General features: G+C 69.4%; 9 protein-coding genes. 7 read left to right on the forward strand and 2 right to left on the reverse strand.

Annotated elements, in window-relative coordinates; genetic code table 11:
• The first annotated feature begins 203 nt into the window (after positions 1-203).
• Genes ACFM35_RS12045 through ACFM35_RS12055 form a run of 3 tightly spaced genes read left to right on the forward strand, consistent with a single transcriptional unit; the run spans position 204 to position 12,535 of the window.
• Entirely contained in the window at positions 204-8,915 is an 8,712-nt protein-coding gene (locus ACFM35_RS12045; RefSeq protein WP_378842318.1) for a DUF5979 domain-containing protein, read from the forward strand.
• Between the two features lie 39 nt (positions 8,916-8,954).
• A complete protein-coding gene (locus tag ACFM35_RS12050; RefSeq protein ID WP_378842320.1) occupies positions 8,955-11,114 on the forward strand; it encodes an adenylate/guanylate cyclase domain-containing protein in 2,160 nt (719 codons plus the stop codon).
• Entirely contained in the window at positions 11,114-12,535 is a 1,422-nt protein-coding gene (locus ACFM35_RS12055) for a mechanosensitive ion channel domain-containing protein (RefSeq protein WP_378842322.1), read from the forward strand. The genes ACFM35_RS12050 and ACFM35_RS12055 overlap by 1 nt, the downstream gene beginning before the upstream one ends.
• A gap of 27 nt (positions 12,536-12,562) precedes the next feature.
• On the opposite strand, the gene ACFM35_RS12060 is transcribed toward ACFM35_RS12055, so the two are convergent.
• Positions 12,563-13,285: a Pr6Pr family membrane protein gene (locus ACFM35_RS12060; protein ID WP_378842324.1), complete on the reverse strand. Its 723-nt coding sequence runs from the start codon at positions 13,283-13,285 to the stop codon at positions 12,563-12,565.
• 131 nt (positions 13,286-13,416) lie between these two features.
• Between ACFM35_RS12060 and ACFM35_RS12065 the strand changes: the two genes are divergently transcribed.
• Together ACFM35_RS12065 and ACFM35_RS12070 are read left to right on the forward strand one after the other, a co-directional pair.
• A complete protein-coding gene (locus ACFM35_RS12065; RefSeq protein ID WP_378842326.1) occupies positions 13,417-14,703 on the forward strand; it encodes an adenylosuccinate synthase in 1,287 nt (428 codons plus the stop codon).
• Positions 14,703-15,986: a lactonase family protein gene (locus ACFM35_RS12070; protein WP_378842328.1), complete on the forward strand. Its 1,284-nt coding sequence runs from the start codon at positions 14,703-14,705 to the stop codon at positions 15,984-15,986. Before ACFM35_RS12065 ends, ACFM35_RS12070 begins: the two co-directional genes overlap by 1 nt.
• Positions 15,987-16,013: 27 nt before the next feature.
• Here ACFM35_RS12070 and ACFM35_RS12075 read toward each other — a convergent pair whose 3' ends face one another.
• Positions 16,014-17,237: an AI-2E family transporter gene (locus tag ACFM35_RS12075; RefSeq protein WP_378842330.1), complete on the reverse strand. Its 1,224-nt coding sequence runs from the start codon at positions 17,235-17,237 to the stop codon at positions 16,014-16,016.
• Positions 17,238-17,305: 68 nt separating this feature from the next.
• On the opposite strand from ACFM35_RS12075, the gene ACFM35_RS12080 reads away from it, so the two are divergent.
• Together ACFM35_RS12080 and ACFM35_RS12085 are read left to right on the forward strand one after the other, a co-directional pair.
• Complete coding sequence (locus ACFM35_RS12080; protein ID WP_378842332.1) at positions 17,306-17,626, forward strand: chorismate mutase; 321 nt, start codon at positions 17,306-17,308, stop codon at positions 17,624-17,626.
• A 6-nt stretch (positions 17,627-17,632) separates the two neighbouring features.
• Positions 17,633-18,712 carry an ATP-binding protein gene (locus ACFM35_RS12085; RefSeq protein WP_378842334.1) on the forward strand — a complete coding sequence of 360 codons (1,080 nt, stop codon included), beginning with the start codon at positions 17,633-17,635 and terminating at the stop codon, positions 18,710-18,712.
• The last annotated feature ends 42 nt before the right edge of the window (positions 18,713-18,754 follow it).

The following is an 18,754-nucleotide window of genomic DNA, read 5'->3' on the forward strand; positions in this document are numbered from 1 at the left end:
TCTAGTGAGCGGCATCCGGATGCCTCGGCCGCTGCGGTTCGGTGGCCGGGCGCCGGGGGGTATACGTGAACGGAAGGTAACGGGAACCTCACGATTCACTCGCGCATCCTCTCGTCACTCTGGTGCCGCGCTGCGCGCCGTCGCTAGGCTGACCCCACGGTGCCCTCGCCGATATATCGGCATCGTCTGATCCAGGGGGAACTGTGTCGAAAGCTGTCTGGAAGCGCGTATCAGCGACGATCGCCGCCATCGCCACGATCGTCGCATTGACCGCTCCGACCGCTGCCGTCGCACTCGCCGACCCGCCCGCCGCGGACATCACCGCCGTCGCCTCGCTCGCCAAGGAGGCGAGTGTGACAGAGGTCGCGCCGGGCGAGACCTTCACCTACACCCTCACCGTGGGCTGTTCGGCGATCACCGACCTGGGTTGTCGTGGCGCGGTCCTGAGCGACGTCGTCCCCGCGCCGTTCGTCGTCGTGGATGCCGTCGTGGGCGCGGGCGTCAACACCGCGGGCGACCCCGTGATCTCGGGCAACACCGTCACGGTGGACTGGACGACACCGCTCGGCGACGGCACGCTCGGCGTGCTCGATGCGACCACCGCGATCGTCTCGATCAGCGCACGACTGCCGGTGGACGCGTCGTACGACACGAACGGCATCCCCGTCATCAACGACGCGACCATCGAGGGCGTGAACTTCGCCGATGCGGATGCCAACGCCGAGGTGACGCCCGTCATCCCGCTCGGCCTGCAGACGACGGCATCGAAGGCATTCACCCCCACCGAGGCCGTCGCCACCCCGGGCGCACCCGTCTCCGCGGCGTTGAGCGGCACGAACACGTCGAACGCCACGGTGTCGTCGCTGTCGATCCAGGATCCGGTCGATCCGGATGCCGCGCCCAATCCGTTCGACTCGCTCGCATTCGCGAGCTTCGGCGCGGTGACACCGCCCGCCGGCGCGACGTCCACGTCGTATGAGGTCTACGTCGGGGGCGCATGGGTCGCGGCGACCGCGAGCGGCCCCCCGGCCGGTGTCACGGCCGATCAGGTGAAGGGCACGCGCGTGACCTTCGGCGGCCTGATCCCCGCGGGCGCCTCCGGCTCGGTCACGCTGGGTCTGACCGTGACGGATGCCGCGGCCACCGCCCCGGACGGCGCGGTCGTGTCCAACGACGTGCGGTCCGCCGTCGCTCTCGGCGCAGCCACGGCCACCGGCGACGCGCTGGCGGGTTTCACCCTGCGACGGAACGCCGTGTCGGTCGCGGCCACGAAGTCCTTCGCCCCCGACCTCGTGATCGCCGGCGAGTCGAGCATCGTGACGATCGGAGGACGCAGCAGCTCCAGCATCCCGATCGACACGCTGACGATCACCGAGCCGTCGACCGGCGAGTTCCCCGACGTCTACCTCTTCGACGGGTTCACCGGCCCCGTGGACTGGCCGGCCGGAGCGACGGCGGGAGCGGTCGTCTACACGATCTCCGACGGATCGACGTCGACCGTGCCGTTCGCGGCGAACACGACTCCCGGGTTGGCGACCGGGGTCGTCGCCGCAGACGTGGTGTCGTTCCAGCTCGTCTTCACCGGGGCCATCGTCCCCGGTGGCGAGACGTCGGCGCCGTTCCGCGTGCAGACCGCCGCCGACCTGACCGGCCTTCCCCTGACGGTGCCGAACGTGGTGGGCGTGGAAGGCGAGAACGCCGGAGCCATCGGCTCGGCGACGGCGACCGACGACCTGTACGTCTACGACGAGCGGCTCGAGCCCTACATCTCCAAGCAGATCCGTCCGACGCCGATCCTCGCGGCCCCCGGACAGGTCACCACGGTCACCCTCAACGGCGGTCTGACCGAGCGCCCGACGCCACCGGATGTCACGACCGGGACGACCGGGCGCGCTGCGCAGATCGTGCTCCAGGACCCGGAGACACCGGTCGACGGCGACGGGTGGTGGAACGCCTTCGACGTCACGGGCATCGCGCAGACGCCCGTTCCGGGCGACTCGACTCTGACGGTCGAGTATTACGACACCACGAGCGACCAGTGGGTGGCTTTCGCCGGGCCGATCGTCGGGCCGACCATCTACTCGTCCGTGGTGCCGGCGGACGTGCGTGCGGACGCGGGCGGCGTGCGGTTCGTCTACGACTACACCGGCGACGACGGCGGGTTCGCACCGGGAACCGACCTGGCGCCCAGCTTCACATCGACCTTGCGGGCCGACGGACGCTACGTGCCCGGCGCACCGTTCGACACCGTCGCCGACACCGTCATCCCCAACTGCGCGCAGACGGATGCCTCGAGCCCGACGCCGGGCGTCCCGGATGGTCAGGCCGTGCTCCCTGCCGACGAGTGCCCCACGATCACGCTGATCCCGCCCGACCCGGGTAACGCCGACCTCATCGACAAGAGCTTCGGCACGTCCAGCTCCGGCGGCGTGAAGTCGGTCATCGCGCGCTCGTCGGACACGATCCCGTCGACGCTGCGCTGGTCGACCGGCGGGTACTCCGCCCTGGACAGGGTCGAGCTCACCGATGTCGCATCGCCCGAGACCACGCCGCTCGCGGCATCCGTCTACAACTCGTTCGATCTGACCCGCGTGCAGCCCATCACTCCGGCGACGGACCCGCTGATCGCATACGACGCGATCCGGGCCGTCGAGCTCTACAACGGCACGTCATGGGTGACCGCGGCGAACAACCCCTGCACCCCGCTGTGCATCGGTCGATTCCCCGGGATGAACCTCACCACCGCGGAGCGTGCGTCCACTCAGGGCGTGCGACTCATCGTGGTGGAGAGCCCGGCGCGCGCAGCGGCATCCGCGGGCGACCCGACTGCTCCCCCGGTCGGATCGGGAGTGGCGCGCTCGTTCACGAACGACCGCCCGGTCACGCTCACGTGGCAGGTGCGCGACACGCGTCGCGCCGAGGGCACGCCCGTGCTGGGGGACGAGCTCTACAACCTCGGCACCGAGGGCGTGGTGCGCAACACCGCCGCGGCCACCGGGTTCCCGGCCGACGGCAGCACGCCGTTGGCGGCGACGGACCAGGACGACGTCATCCTCATCGACGTGCCGCTGACCACCACGACCGACAAGAACTGGGCGAACGGGCCGCTCGCCACTCCCACCGACCCGACGATCCCCGCGAACCAGTTCCCGCTCAGCCGCGTGACGGTGACCACCCGCAACACGACGCCGGCCAAGGTCGACGCGATGCAGATCACCGACACCACCCCGGGGTCGGCGACGACGCGACGCGACGATCCCTTCCAGGCATTCACGCTCAACGGCTTCCCGCGCATCGTCGTGCCGTCGGGGGCCACCGACACGCAGGTCACCTTGTCGTGCTTCGACGGCGCTCCGGTCGTGCTCACCCGGACGGCGGCGCTGGCGCTCACGGGCGCCACGCTGCCCTGCGAGGTGTCCGGCGTCCAGGTGACCTACACCGGCCGGATCGCGGCGAACGCGGCGGGCGTCGTCGAGTTCGACCTTCGGCTGCGGGCGTACTGGCGTGGCACGACGGAGCGCGTGTCGCCGGCGGATTCACCCCTCGGCAACAGCGCCCAGGGCGTCATCGCCGACGTCGATCCGCTGGCCCCGTGCCCGACGGCGACCGGGACGCGCGGCGCGTGCGACCAGGACAGCGCGACGATCGAGGTCCAGGAACCCACCTTCTCGGTGTCGGCGGGCAAGACGATCTCGCCCGCTCAGCAGAAAGAGAACGACTTCGCCCCGGTGACCGTCACCCTGTCGGGTCAGCCGGCGGGTTCGACGCGCATCGTGACGATGACGCTGTCGGATGACGACCCGTCGTTCTGGAACGCGGTCGACTTCGTCGGCGTCCCCGACTCGTGGCAGCTGCCGGCGCCGCTCGCGAAGGTGCAGGTCTGCTATCTGGACGGGGGCACCTTCACCGACCAGACCGTGGCCGACGACACCGTCGACGGCACGCAGACGTGCATGGACCGCGGGGGCGATCTCTCGGTCGCTGCGGCGAAGGAGTTCCTCGCCGCGGCGCCCGCGACGCTTCATGGACTCAGCTTCCAGTTCTGGACCGCGGTCGAGCTGGGCTGGCTCAACCCCGTCAACCCGGTCGTCTCGGTGCCGTTCCAGGTCGAGCGTCGCGCCGACCTGCGCACCGGGGAGCCCACTCCGACGACGCGGAGCGATCAGGTGCCCGCGCCCGGCGAGCAGGACGCCGGAATCTTCGTCGACACGATGACGGCCACGGGTCTCTCGTCAGAGATCGCCCCCGGCGTCCGCCTCGCCGACGCCCAGACGGCCGAGGCCGAATACCGCAACGTCCACCTTCAGGCATCCGTGAGCGTCAGCAAGTCGCCGACCGGTGATGTGCGACCGGGCGTCGAGATCCCGTTCACGCTCACCTTCTCCAACCAGGGCGAGTCCGCGCTGACGAACGTCGTCTTCTCCGACCAGCTGCCGCTGGCAGCGGACGGCAGTCCTCAGCTGATCTTCAACCCCGACCGCGATCCGAGCGTGCCGCCCTGGTCGTTCGCGCTCGTCGGCGCGGCACCGAACCCGCCGAGCGGCGAACCGCTGCCGGTGGATCCCGATCTCGTCGACGTGCAGAACCTCGGGACGAGCATCGTCTTCACGATGCCGACCGACGCGGTGCTCGAACCCGGCCAGAGCTACACCATCACCCTGCGCATGCAGCTGCGTCCCGGCCTCACCCCGAATGACGTCATCACCAACACCGCGGCCATCGACGTCACCGAGCCCCTGGATGACTGCGTGCCGAGCTACGACGCGGCGACAGGGCTGTGCTCCGACTCCGCCGCCGTGCGTCCGCTCGCCGTGCCCGCGCTCAGCACGGTCAAGCTCGTCAAGGCCGACACCCCTCCCGGCCTCCCGGGCGTCCCCGATGTGCGCAGCGACGTGAACGGATACGAGTGCGACGGCACGGCCAACGCCGACGGCTTCTACCGCTACCCCTGCGTCCCGCTCACGCTCCCCGGCGACACGGAGACCTGGCGCGTCCAGATCACCAACGCCGGCACGCTGCCGATCACCCGCCTGGTGTCCGTCGACACCCTGCCCACCCCCGGCGACCGCGGCATCATCGTGCCCCTCCCGCGCGGAAGCCAATGGGAGCCGACCTTCGCCGACGGGCTGTCGCTCATCGTCGGCCCCAACACGCCTCCCGGTGCAGCGATCACTCTGTTCTCCTCGACCAGCGCGACCCCCTGCACCGCCGACCTCAATCCCGTCGGCGTCGGATGCGCCGCCGGAACGTGGCTGCCCTGGACCGGGTCGACCGACCCGGATGTCCTCGCCAGCGTCCGCAGCCTGAAGTTCCAGGTCGATTTCCCGACCGCGGAGAAGTTCGATCCCGGCGACTCGCTCACCCTGCAGTTCCGCACCCGGACCACTCCCTCGACGGCGGTGGACGCCGACCAGCCGACCGCCTACAACACCGTCGCCACCGGCGGAGCAGCACTCAACGGCACGGTCGTGCAGAACGTGCCGACGACCGAGGGGCGGCGCGTGGGCGTCTCGTATCCCACGGGTGACATCGCCCTCCAGAAGATCGTGTCGGGCCCGGCATCCGACTTCGCTCCCGAGGTCTTCCCCGTTCAGCTGGCCTGCACGATCGACGGCACGCCCCTCACCGGACTGCCGATCGTCCCCCTGCAACGGGGAGCCGCACCGACCGTTGTGGCGGGTCTGCCGCTCGGTGCCGAGTGCACCGCCGTGGAGTCGGACTTCGGGCAGTCCGACCAGGTGATCGGCTCGGCGACCGTCGCGCTGGAGACCGCCGACCTCGGCCTGATCGGCGTCGAGAACGTCTACGACGTCGCCGACCTCGAGGTGACCAAGACGGTGGCCTCCGCCGCCGTCGACCAGGCGGGCGAACCGATCGCGTACGGCCCGTTCCCGGTCGAGGTGAGCTGCACCTTCCTCGATCAGCCTGCCTATGCCGACGGCTACAGCGCCGCCGTGCCCATGACGCGGAGCCTGTCGGACGGCGACTCCTGGACGCTGAGCGGTCTGCCCGTGAACGCCACGTGCGATGTGGAGGAGACGGATGCCGCCGGCGCGGCCTCCACCACCATCACGGTGTCTGCCGACGGCGGGCCGGGCGTGGTCACCCCGGGCGCCTCCGCGGCGGCCACGGTCGGCGCCGGCGGCGCCGCGCTGGTCACGGCGGCGATCGAGAACAGCTTCGCTGCCGGCGCCGTGTCCATCACGAAGGTGATCGACGGCACGGGTGCAGACGCGTGGGGCGACGCCGACTTCGAGGTGCAGCTGACCTGCACCCTCGACACCGCCGAACCGGCCACCGTCTTCGACGGCACCCGCACGCTCAACAGGGCCGATCCGACCTGGACGGTCGAGAACCTCGCGTCCGGGGCGTCATGCGAGGTCGCCGAGATCGCCAGCGGCGGCGCAAACGTGTCGGGCGTGATCTCGCCGACAGGTCCGATCGTCGTCGGCGACGACAACGCGGCCCCCACCGCGGTGACGGTCACCAACACCTTCACCGTCGGTTCCGTCACCGTCTCGAAGGCGCTCGCCGGCGAACCCGCCGCGAGCCTGGCGCCCGCCACCACTGGCAGCTACACGGTGCTGCTCGCGTGCACCCGCGTCGTCAACGGGGCGACGGTCGCCGTGTCCATCCCGGGCGGGGCGACACGCGTGATCACCGGGGCCTCGTCTGTGACCTACGGCGGACTGCCGACCGGCGCGCTCTGCGAGGTCACCGAGTCGGCGAGTGACCCCGTGTCGCAATCCGTCGCGATCGATCCGATCGACGGGTTCGCCGTCGGCGAGGGCGACACCGCCGTGCAGGTCACCGTCACGAACACGTTCGAGAACGGCTCGATCGCGGTGCGGAAGGTCGTCACCGGCGACGGGGCGGCTTTCGCCCCCGACACGTTCGGGGCCACCGTCACCTGCCTCTGGGAGGGCGCGAACGTGCCGCTCCCCGATGACGGCGCCATCGTTCTCGACGGCAACGGCGACGCCGTGACCATCGACGACATCCCGACCGGCTCGGTCTGCGACGTCGTCGAGAGGGGCGACTCGGGGGCGACGACCGTCACCGAGCCCGCCCCCGTGACGATCGCCGAGGGCGCGACCGCCGAGGTGCAGATCGTCAACGACTACGAGGTGACCGGGTTCACCGTCACGAAGGCCGTCGACGCGAGCGGCGCCGTCGACCAGGACGGCGAGCCGATCCTCTACACGACCACCTTCGACTTCGCCGCCACGTGCCTCTTCCTCGGAGACGAGGTCGTCCCGGAGGGCGACCGGACGTTCACGCTGGCCGACGGCGACGAGAAGATCTTCGCCGGCCTCCCGGTCGGCGCGGACTGCACCGTCACCGAGACCGACACCGGGGACGCGGCATCCACCACCGTCAACGGGGTCGCGCAGACCGCAGCGCCCGCGCTGGACTTCACGCTCGAGCCCGGCCCCGACGCCCAGGTCACCGCCGCATTCGTCAACGTCTTCACCGTGGGCGCGGTGCAGGTCACGAAGAACGTCACGGGCGCCGGAGCGGATGCCTGGGGAAACGGGCGATTCACCGTGCAGCTGGTCTGCACCTTCGGTGAGGCCGCGAGCGACCCGGTCTACTCGGCCACGCACGAGCTGTCGAAACTCGACGACACGTGGCTCGTGGAGAACCTGCCCACCGGTTCCGCGTGCGTCGTGAGCGAGCTCGATGACGCCGGGGCCACCGGTGAGCCGACCCTCCTGCCCGAGGACGGGACCGTCACCGTCGGCGTCACCGGTCAAGAGGGCGGCACGCAGGTCGTCACCGTGACCAACGACTTCCGCGTCGGAGGCCTGAACGTCTTCAAGGAGCTCACCGGTCCCGGCTCGCCGCTGTTCAGCGACGGCCCGTTCGTCTTCTCGGTCTCGTGCACTTACGAGGGCGACGACGTCTACACCGGCGAGCTGACCGTGACCGGGGACGGGTCGGGAGACCCCCTCACCTCAGATACCGTCACCGGCATCCCCGTCGACGCCGAGTGCATCGTGACAGAGACCGATGACGGCGGCGCCGACGAGGTGCCGGCTCCTGTCACCGTCACCATCCCCGATGAGGATGAAGGCGTCGCGGGAGTCGTGACGGCGGGCTTCGTCAACACGTTCTCCGCCGGCGGCCTCACGCTCACGAAGAACCTCGAGGGCCCAGGCGCCGAGGCGGACTACGCCACCACGGCCGTTTTCACGGTCCTGGTGACCTGCCAGATCGCGGGCCCGGACGACACGCTGCTGACGCTGCTCTCGCGGTCGTACCCGATCGCCGGTGGCGAGACGATCGAACTGACGGACGCCGCGGGCAGCCCGGTGCGCGTGCCCCTGGGCAGCCGCTGCTTCGGCGAAGAGACGGTGACGGGTGGCGCGACCGCCTCGGTGCTCAACGCAGACTCCTACGAGACCGGCCTCGTCGTGACGACCGGCACCGGACTGCAGACGCTCGCTCTGGTCGCGACGAACACCTTCGACGTGGGCAGCCTCGAGCTGTCGAAGGTCGTGACCGGCAGCAACGCCGCCGCGCACGCGTCGCAGTCGTTCCTCTTCGAGCTCAGCTGCGCGTTCGACCAGGGTCAGAGCGAACCCACGATCCTCATGGACCGCGAGGTGGTGTCGGTCGAGGCCGGCCAGACCCTGACCGTCGACGAGCTGCCGCTCGGCGCGTACTGCTGGGTCGCCGAGCCGGACTCCGGCGGCGCCGACCGGGTGCAGATCACCCATTCGACGTCGGCCCTTCCGGCCGTCGTCGGGTCGGATGACGCGACGATCGTCGTGACGAACACCTTCACCGCCCCGCTCCCTGCGACGGGCGTCGACGGCCGGACCGTCGCGATCGTCGGAGGCATCGCGGGAATCCTCGTGCTGGGTGGAGCCCTGGTGCTCTTCCTCTCGCGCCGCCGCCGCAACAACTGAACCGAACTGATCCGACACCTGAGTGAGAGCGAAGAATACGTGACAGCGAACGACGTGACGGCGAGCAACAGCACCGCGGCCACCATCACGAAGAAGCCGCGCCGGAAGCGACGCGGCGGCCTCAGCATCCAATCGAAGCTGTTGATCATGCTGCTGGCGGTGAGCCTCATCGCCTCCGTGATCGTCGGCGTGATCGGGTTCATCAGCGGCCGTGAATCCCTGCGGGCGGCGGCGATCGATCAACTCACGACGATCCGCGAGTTGCGCGTGAGCGAGATCGAGACCGCCATGCAAGGTGCGCAGGACGGTGTCGCGCTCGACTCGCGCAACCTCAGCGCGCAGACGGCGTCGATCGCGATCAATGCCGGGTGGGACGACCTGCAGAACCGCACGCTCACGCCCGCACAGGAGGCTGAGCTCGAGGCCTACTACGCCGATACGTTCAACCCGCAGCTGACGGAGCGCACCGGTGATCCGTACAGCGATACGGCGTTCCTCCCCACCTCGAACGCCGGTAAATGGGCGCAGTACCATCTGACGTCGAAGTTCACCGACTTCGATGAAGCGCTCAATGTCAACGACGGCGGCGACGGCACCCCCTACTCGGCGGCCACCGAGCAGTACGGCGACTACCTCTCTCGTCTCGTGACGCAGGTCGGCTACGAGGATCTGCTGATGATGAACCTCGACGGCGATGTCGTGTACTCCGCCTACAAAGGGGTGGACCTCGGAACCAATCTCAACGAGGGCCCGTTCCAGGACTCCAAGCTCGCTGATGCGTACCGCGAAGTCGTGGCGACGAACTCGGTGAACGCCGTCATGACCACCGACTTCGAGCGCTATATCCCCTCTCTGAACGTCCCCACCCTGTGGGTCGTCTCGCCGATCGGCAACGATTCGCAAGTGACGGGCGTGCTCGCCGCGCAGTTGCCGCTCAGCACCATCAATGACGTCATGACCGGAAAGGAGCGGTGGGCGGAACAGGGCCTGGGCGAGACGGGCGAGGTCTACCTCGTCGGCCGGGATCACCTGATGCGCAGCATCTCGCGCGAGCTCGTGGAGAACCCCGAGGACTACGCCGCCGAGGTGATCGCGAACGGCACGCCGCCATCGATCGCCGAGCGCGTCGTCCAGGTCAACGGGACCGTGCTGCTCCAGCCCATCAACACCGTCTCGGTCGAGAAGGCGCTGCAGGGTGAAACGGGCACTTCGATATCGCAGTCGTATCTGGGCGGCGAGAACATCACGGCGTACAGTCCGGTCGAGATCGATGGGCTGGACTGGGTGGCGGTGGCACGCATCGACACGGCCGAGGCATTCAACCCCGTGAACGACTTCACGCGCAACCTCATCCTGTCGCTGCTGGGCATCATGCTGGCCGTCAGCGTCCTGTCCCTGCTCCTCGCGCAGGTGTTCACCCGGCCCATCCGCCAGCTGGTGGAGGCGGTACGGGGCGTCGCGGCCGGCAACCTCGCGGTCGAGGTGCCACAGGGGTCGCGCGACGAGATCGGCGATCTGGGCACGGCGTTCAACGACATGGCCTCGAGTCTGCGCATCAAACAGGAGCTCATCGACGCTCAGCAGGAGGAGAACCAGAAGCTGCTGCTGACCCTCATGCCCGAGACGGTGGCCGCGCGCTACAAGAAGGGCGAGGAGACGATCGCGGAGGAGCACGACAATGTGTCGGTCGTGTTCGCCGAGCTCGTGGGTTTCGACGAGTACACGCAGACGCTTTCGGGCGATCAGGAGATCACGCAGCTGAACCTGCTGATGCGAGGCTTCGACGAGGCGGCGGCGAAGACCGGGGTGGAGAAGGTCAGAACCCTCCGGGGCGGATATCTGGCCAGCTCCGGCCTGATCGTGCCCCGCGTCGACAACGTCCGTCGCGCCGTCGACTTCGCCAAGGAGATGCGTGCGGTGGTCGAGCGCTTCAATTCGCAGCACGGGACGCAGATCGACCTGCGCGCGGGTGTCGACACCGGTACGGTGACAAGCGGTCTCGTCGGCCGCACGAGTCTCGCGTACGACCTGTGGGGCGACGCGGTCAGCCTGGCATACCGGGTTCGCAGCGTCACGGATGTGCCCGGCATCTACGTGAGCCAGGGTGTCCGCGACCGACTGCAGGATTCCGTGGGATTCACGGAGGCGGGCACCGTCGACCTCCGCGGCAAGCGGCAGAGCGTCTGGCGGGTGGGCTGATGGACTTCTTCGCCCAGCCATGGGTCTGGTGGGCCATCGGCATCGCCGTCGGCGTGCCGATCATCATCGTCATCCTCACCGAGGTGCTCGGCGCGCTCACGCGGGCGGGCAGCCCGGTCGCGAAGCCGATCAAACTGCTGCGAAACGCCGTCATCCCGGTCGCGGCACTGTTCGCGCTGCTGGTGTTCGCGTTCCAGTCCCCCGCCGACCAGGTGTGGGCGCGGGTCGTGGCCACCGTGCTCGGCTTCCTCGTGATCCTGCTGGTGCTCTCCGCCCTCAACGTCGCGCTTTTCGCGCAGGCGAAGGAGGGAACGTGGCGCGAGCGGATCCCCACGATCTTCGTCGAGATCGCACGGTTGATCCTCGTCGTGGTGGGTCTCGCGATCCTCTTCCAGTGGGTCTGGGATGCCGACGTGGGTGGTCTCATCGCCACGCTGGGCGTCACCTCCATCGTGATCGGCCTCGCTCTGCAGGGTGCCGTCGGCGGCGTCATCTCCGGCTTGCTGCTGCTGTTCGAGCAGCCGTTCAAGATCGGCGACTGGCTCTCGGTGGCCGGTGTCGAAGGCCGAGTCGTCGAGGTCAACTGGCGCGCCGTGCACATCGACACCGGGTCGGGCATCCAGATCGTTCCGAACTCGACACTGTCGGGAGCATCCTTCACGAACAAGAGCCAGCCGGCAGGGCCGTTCTACGCGACCGCGACGCTGAAGTTCACGACCGACGACCCGCCGCACGAGGTCATCGGGCTGCTGACGGATGTCGCGGACTCGCTGCCGATGCTCATGCCCGGCGAGCGTGCCACGGCCGAGTACACCGGCGCGGGCGCGTACAACGTCTCGCTGCCCATCTCGGGTCCAGCGGCGGTCCAGCAGTCGCTCAGCCTCTACCTCGCGTGGCTCTGGTACGCCGCGCGTCGGCGCGGCCTCGCCCTCGACGGAGACGCGACCGATCCGATCGCCGAGCCCGGCCGCCTCGAAGCAGCCCTGGAGGTCGTCGGTCCGACGCTGCACCTGGGCGACGGTGAGCGCGAAGCCGTGCTCGCCAGCTCGCGGCTGGAGCGCTATGGTACGGGCGAGATCGTCCTCCCCACGGGGGTGGTCCCCGATGAGATCCGCTTCATCGTGCACGGACACGCGCGCTTGGCGGTCGAATCGCCGGATGGCCGTATCGACTTCGCGACCGCCGAACCCGGCGACTACCTCGGGCAGACAGCGCTAACCCGCGAGAAGACATTGACCACCGCGGTGGCCGCCGACATCCTCACCGTGATGGTCGTCCCCCTGCGCACGATCGACGATCTGGTGCGCGCGCGTCCGCTGCTGGCCGCCGAGATCGGCCAGTCGATCGAGCTGAAGCGCAAACTGGCGGCTGAGGCCCTTGCGTCGGTGAAGGCGCTGCGCGGGGTCGTCGAGGCCGGGTGACGAGCGGACCCTGCAGGCGGGAGCGTGTCAGAGGACGGAGGCGGGGCGCAGGCGGGCTCGACGCCCCGCGCGGTAGCGCCCGACCCACACCACCAGCAGGGCGACCGCGATGATGCCCACGGCGATCAGCACGGTGAAGAACACCGCGCTGGGAACGCCGCCCGGCCCGTTCGGGTCGAGGAACGGATACGGGTACCAGTACGGCGCACCCGTCGCGGGGTTGGTGGTGAGCGGGCCGCGGACGAATGTGTACGCGACCCAGGCCAGGGGGAAGAGCAGGACGGCGAGGGACGCCCGCCACGGGAGTGCTCGGCGGAGGGGTCCCAGGAACAGGTCGAGCAGCAGGAAGAGCGGCGCCACGACGTGGAGGACCTCGTTCGACCACGGGAGCGTGGTGCCCTGCGGGAGCGCGACGCCCCGCAGCAGGGTGTTGTAGACCACTCCGGTGATGATCATGTAGGTCGTCACCGAGGTGAGTGCGAGCGCCAGGCCGCGTGGTTCGGTGTCCTCGGCGCGGCGGTTGGTCCAGAACCACGTCGCCGCCCACACGAGCACCGCCGCAGAGCCGACGTTGGACAGGATCGTGAAGAAGCTCAGGAAGTTCGCGATCGTCGTCGGCACATCCCGGGCGTTGTCGATGGCCGAGGTGATCGACAACCACAGCTGCCCGATCACGGCGGCGACGATGAGGCCGGCGATCGCGAGACGCAGGATGGTCCAGACCTGCGCCCAGCGGGGGGAATCCGTCATGAGTTCAGATTATCGGCGTCCTCGCCAGGCGGAACCGTACGCCACGGCCCGGCCGACCGTCCCGCCGACCGCCTCGGCGGAGCCTCCTCGATAGGATGGGGTGTAACCGTCCGATAACGGGGGAGTGGGCCATGCCAGGCATCGTGATCGTCGGGGTTCAGTGGGGGGACGAGGGCAAAGGCAAAGCCACCGACCTCCTCGGGGAACGCACCGACTGGGTCGTCAAGTTCAACGGCGGCAACAACGCCGGTCACACCGTGGTGATCGGGGACGAGAAGTACGCGCTGCACCTGCTGCCTTCCGGCATCCTCTCGCCCGGCGTGATCCCGGTCATCGGCAACGGCGTCGTGGTCGACCTCGAGGTCCTCTTCGCCGAACTCGAGGCGCTGAACGCGCGCGGTGTCGACACGTCCCGGCTCAAGATCAGCGCGAACGCGCACATCATCACGCAGTACCACCGCACCCTCGACAAGGTGACCGAACGGTTCCTCGGCAAGCGGATGATCGGCACGACCGGGCGCGGGATCGGCCCCGCCTACGCCGACAAGATCAATCGCGTGGGTCTGCGCATGCAGGACCTCTTCGATGAGAACATCCTGCGGCAGAAGGTCGAGGGGGCGCTCGACCAGAAGAACCACCTGCTCGTGAAGGTCTTCAACCGTCGCGCGATCGCCGTCGAGGAGGTCGTGGAAGACCTGCTCTCGTACGCCGATCGGCTGCGCGGCATGGTGTGCGACACCTCACTGCTGCTCAACGACGCCCTCGACGCCGGTGACGTGGTCGTGTTCGAGGGCGGCCAGGCCACGATGCTCGACATCGACCACGGCACGTACCCGTTCGTGACGTCATCATCGGCGACGGCCGGCGGCGCCGCGACGGGTTCCGGTGTCGGACCGAACCGCCTCGACCGGATCGTCGGCATCGTGAAGGCGTACACGACCCGCGTCGGCTCCGGACCGTTCCCCACCGAGCTGTTCGACGAGCAGGGCGAGTGGCTGCGTTCCCGCGGCTTCGAATTCGGCACCACGACCGGCCGCCCGCGTCGTGTCGGCTGGTACGACGCGCCCATCACCCGGTATGCCACGCGCATCAACGGCATCACCGACCTGCTGCTCACCAAGCTCGACATCCTCACCGGTCTCGATGAGATCCCGGTGTGCGTCGCATACGACGTCGACGGCCGGCGCTTCGACGAGGTGCCCGTGAACCAGTCCGACTTCCACCACGCGACGCCGATCCTCGAGTACTTCCCGGGGTGGAAGCAGGACATCTCCGGTGCGCGCACCTTCGATGAGCTGCCGCTCGAGGCGCAGGACTACGTGCTCGCGCTCGAACAGCTCAGCGGCACCCGCATCTCGGTCATCGGGGTGGGTGCGTCGCGCGACGCCGTCATCGTGCGCCACGACCTCGTGAACTGATGCGATTCTGGCTCGGCGGGTACACCGCCGACATGGAGGGCCGCGCCCGCGGGATCGGAACGATGCTCGCCGGTTCCGCAGACGGCTCGTCGGCGGGCGGGTCGCTGGCCTTCGCCGGGGATGCCGCGACCGCCGCCTCGCCGTCGTGGCTCGCGCGGCATCCGACCCTCGACGTGGTCTACGCGACGCTCGAAGCCGAGGGCACGGTCGCCGCGTTCCGCCGGACGGGCGAGGACAGCTTCGTGCCGCTCGGGCAGCCGGTCGCCGCCGGCGCCGCCGTCTGCCATGCCGCGGTCGCGCCCGACGGTGGGTCGCTGATCGCCAGCTGCTGGGCGGATGGCCGGGTGGTGAGGATCGTGCTGGATGCCGCGGGCCGCCCGTCGTCGCCGCAGATCGCCGTCGCGGCCCGAGACCCGCACGGCGGTCCGCTCGACCCCTTCGCGCTGACCGACGAAGTGGCCGGCGAAGCGCTCGCGAGCCTGACCGCCGCCGGATCGGCCCTGGATGATGAACTCGCGGCGGCCGCGAGGTCGCTCCGGGCGGCGGTCGGGGACGAGTTCGCGCAGTTCGTCCCGGGGTACGACGAGGTGCAGGCGCCCCCCGCGGGCGCGGCGGGGGTCTTCTCTTCGCCGGCCGGGGACACCGGGGACGCGCCGGCCGACGGTGCGGCATCCGTGCCCGCACGCGAATCGAGGGCGCACTCGGCGGTGTTCCTTCCGGACGGCCGGATCGCCACGACCGATCTCGGATTCGACCTCGTGCGCATCTGGCGGCCGACGACCGCCGGCCTGAAGCTCGACCACGAGGTGGTGCTGCCGTTCGGGACGGGGCCCCGGCACATGGTGCTGCATCCCAGTGGGCACCTGCACGTGCTGACGGAGTACTCGTGCGAGGTGTTCACGCTCGACCGGGGGCGTGAAGGGCGCTGGCACCTGCGGGGTGGCGTGGCCGCCACGTCGACGCCCGGCATCGGCGACACGGCGGCCGAGATCACGCGCTCCCACGACGGCGAATTCCTCTCCGCGGGGCTCCGAGGCAGCAACACGATCGCCACGCTCCGTGTGCGCGGCGCGGGCGAACGACTCGAGCAGGTCGCCTTGGTCGACGCGGGGGTCGACTGGCCGCGTCATCACACGGTGGTCCGCGACATCCTGCTCGTGGCCGGTCAGCGCTCCGATGACATCGTCTCGCTCACGCTCGACCTGCGCACGGGCGTGCCGGGTCGGGTGCGCCACCGCGCGGAGGCGCCGACGCCGACCTGCATCGTCCCCGCGCGGGACTGACCCCGCGAACCCGGCCAGAGCCGCGGGTCAGACCTTCGCGTCCTGCTTGGGGATGAAGACCTGCTTGATGATCAGCAGGATGGATGCCGTCACGGGCACCGCGATGAGCGCGCCCAGGAGTCCGAGCAGCGTGCCGCCGATGAGTGCGCCGATGACGACGAGCGAGCCGGGAATCGAGATGGCCTTCGACATCACCCGAGGGGTGATCACGTACGCCTCGATCTGGATGTAGATCAGATAGGCGATCGCGAAGATCAGGGCCGACAGCGGGCTCGAGAACACGGCCAGCACGGACGCGACGATCCAATAGAGCACCGGACCCACCAGCGGGATGATCGTGATCGCGAAGGCGATCACCCCCATCAGCAGAGGGAACGGCAGCCCGAGGACGAGGTGCAGCACGAAGGCGATGATCGAGTTGAAGAAGGCCAGCACCACCATGCCCATCAGGTAGCTGCCCACCGAGTCGGTGATCTGGTCGGTCAGGTTGCGCACCTTCGCGCGGTTGCGTGCGGGAGCGAGCTGGATCATCGACTGCTTGATCGAGGGGAGCGAAGCGGTGAAGTACAGGGTCAGCACCACGATGATCAGTCCGCCCGAGATCGCGGTGGCGATGCCCGCGCCCACCTTCAGCAGTCCGCCCGAGATCGCGGCGATGTTGGCCGGGTTCGTGATGAACGTCTGCAGGTCGGTGACCAGCGTGCTGAGGCCGTCGCCGAAGATGCCCTCGAGCCAGTGGAAGAAGTCGGTTCGGATGAAGGCCGAGATGGTCGAGGGGATGCTGGTGAAGAACTGGGTGAGCTGATCGACGAGAGTCGGCACGACCAGGAGAAGCAGTCCGACGAGCAGGACGCCGAACGTCGCGAAAACGATCAGGATCGCCCATGCGCGCTTGACGTTGTGACGCTCGAACCATTTGAGCACCGGGTCGAGCCCGAGCGCGGCGAACATCGCGAAGGCGATGTAGATGATGACCGTCGAGATGTTCGTGAGCGCGAGGCCGAGGAGCGCCGCGGCGAGGCCGCCCAGCGTCAGGAGGAATCCGGCGCCGAACGGCGAGTCCAGCCGTGCCCAGAAGGGCTTGGCGTGGCCGTCGACGGCGCCCCCCGCTGCGAGGGCCGTCGTCCCGACGTCGGCGATGACGACCGGCGCGGAGGCGGGCGCGGTGGCGGGTGCCGCGGCCGGCGCGGCATCCGTCCCTGCAGCAGGATTCGAGGCCAGCGGCGCGGAGCCGGGGATGCTGTCGGTCATGGTCACACTCTAGAACCGCGGGCTCGCGCCGCGCGGCGCGACATGAGCGGGCGCGCTATCGTCGAGGCGTGGACGACACGACGAAGGAAGCGCACGCCGACGAAGACCCGATCGCAACCCTGGCGCGGTTGCGCAGCAGCATCGACAACATCGACGCGGCGCTCGTCTACATGCTCGCCGAGCGCTTCCGCTGCACGCAGCAGGTCGGTGTGCTGAAGGCCGAGCACGGCATGGCCGCGTCCGACCCGCACCGCGAGCAGCAGCAGATCGCCCGGCTGCGCAGTCTCTCGTCCGAGGCGGACCTCGATCCGGAGTTCGCGCAGAAATGGTTCACGTTCGTCGTGGCCGAGGTCATCCATCACCACGAGCGCGCCGCAGAAGGGCGCTGAGCCTCGATGAGCGGAGACCTCGCGATCGGCACTCTTCTGGAGTCCGAGGATGCCGCGCCCGCCCGACTGCTCGCCTCGAAGCTCAACCGGCACACGTTCTGGTGCGGGCAGAGCGGGTCGGGCAAGACGTACGCCCTCGGGGTGCTGCTCGAGCAGGTGATGCTCCACACCCGGCTGCCGCTGGTGATCCTCGATCCGAACTCGGACTTCGTCCGGCTGGGCGAGCTGCGCGACGACGCCGACCCGGCCATGGCCGCCGAGTTGGCGAGCCGCGACATCCGTGTCTTCGGCCGGGGTCAGGCTCCCGTGAAGGCGCGGTACGTGGACATGACGCTGCGGGCGCGCGCGGCGATCGTCAACACCGATCCGATCCTCGATCCCGAGGACTACAACCTCATGCTGCATCTCGAGGAGGAGATCGCTCAGATCGGGGAGGGCAACCTCGTCGACTACCTCCAGGGGAGCACCGACCCCGCCCGACGGCGGCTCGGCATGCGCCTCGACAACCTGGGCGTGGCGGACTGGGATCTGTGGGCGTGGGGCGAGCGCTCGATCACCGACGACATCGACGAGCAGCCCGACGCCACGGTCGTCGACCTCGGCGGCTTCCCGACTCCGCCGCAATCGCGTGCCGCCGCCTTGGCCGTGCTGGATCACCTCTGGGAGCGCCGCGAAGACCGCATCGGCCGGTTGATCGTGATCGACGAGGCACACAACCTCTGCCCGCCCGATCCGGCCACGCCGTTGCAGGCACGGCTCACGGAGCGGATCGTGCAGATCGCCGCGGAGGGCCGCAAGTACGGCCTGTGGCTGCTGCTCTCGACCCAGCGGCCCTCCAAAGTGCACATCAACGCGCTCTCGCAGTGCGACAACCTCGCCCTCATGCGCATGAGCTCGCCGCGGGATCTCGCCGAATTGGCCGAGGTCTTCGGCTACGCGCCCGAGTCGCTGCTCGAGCGCTCACCGGGCTTCGCTCAGGGGCAGGCGCTCTTCGCGGGCGGCTTCGCCCCGACGCCCGCCCTCGTGCAGATGGGCTCCCGGCTCACGCACGAAGGCGGCTCGGACGTCGCCATTCCACTCCGCTGAAGCCACGCACGAAGAACGGATGCCTCGGCCGCAGCAGCGGGC

This window comes from Microbacterium songi (genome assembly GCF_042747925.1).
Taxonomy (GTDB): Bacteria; Actinomycetota; Actinomycetes; order Actinomycetales; family Microbacteriaceae; genus Microbacterium.

Bases quoted from the DNA above. Each gene is read 5' to 3' on its own strand.
- ACFM35_RS12085 (WP_378842334.1), top strand. From the start codon at position 17,633: ATGAGCGGAGACCTCGCGATCGGCACTCTTCTGGAGTCCGAGGATGCC.
- ACFM35_RS12065 (WP_378842326.1), top strand. From the start codon at position 13,417: ATGCCAGGCATCGTGATCGTCGGGGTTCAGTGGGGGGACGAGGGCAAA.
- ACFM35_RS12070 (WP_378842328.1), top strand. From the start codon at position 14,703: ATGCGATTCTGGCTCGGCGGGTACACCGCCGACATGGAGGGCCGCGCC.
- ACFM35_RS12055 (WP_378842322.1), top strand. From the start codon at position 11,114: ATGGACTTCTTCGCCCAGCCATGGGTCTGGTGGGCCATCGGCATCGCC.
- ACFM35_RS12075 (WP_378842330.1), bottom strand. From the start codon at position 17,237: ATGACCGACAGCATCCCCGGCTCCGCGCCGCTGGCCTCGAATCCTGCT.
- ACFM35_RS12060 (WP_378842324.1), bottom strand. From the start codon at position 13,285: ATGACGGATTCCCCCCGCTGGGCGCAGGTCTGGACCATCCTGCGTCTC.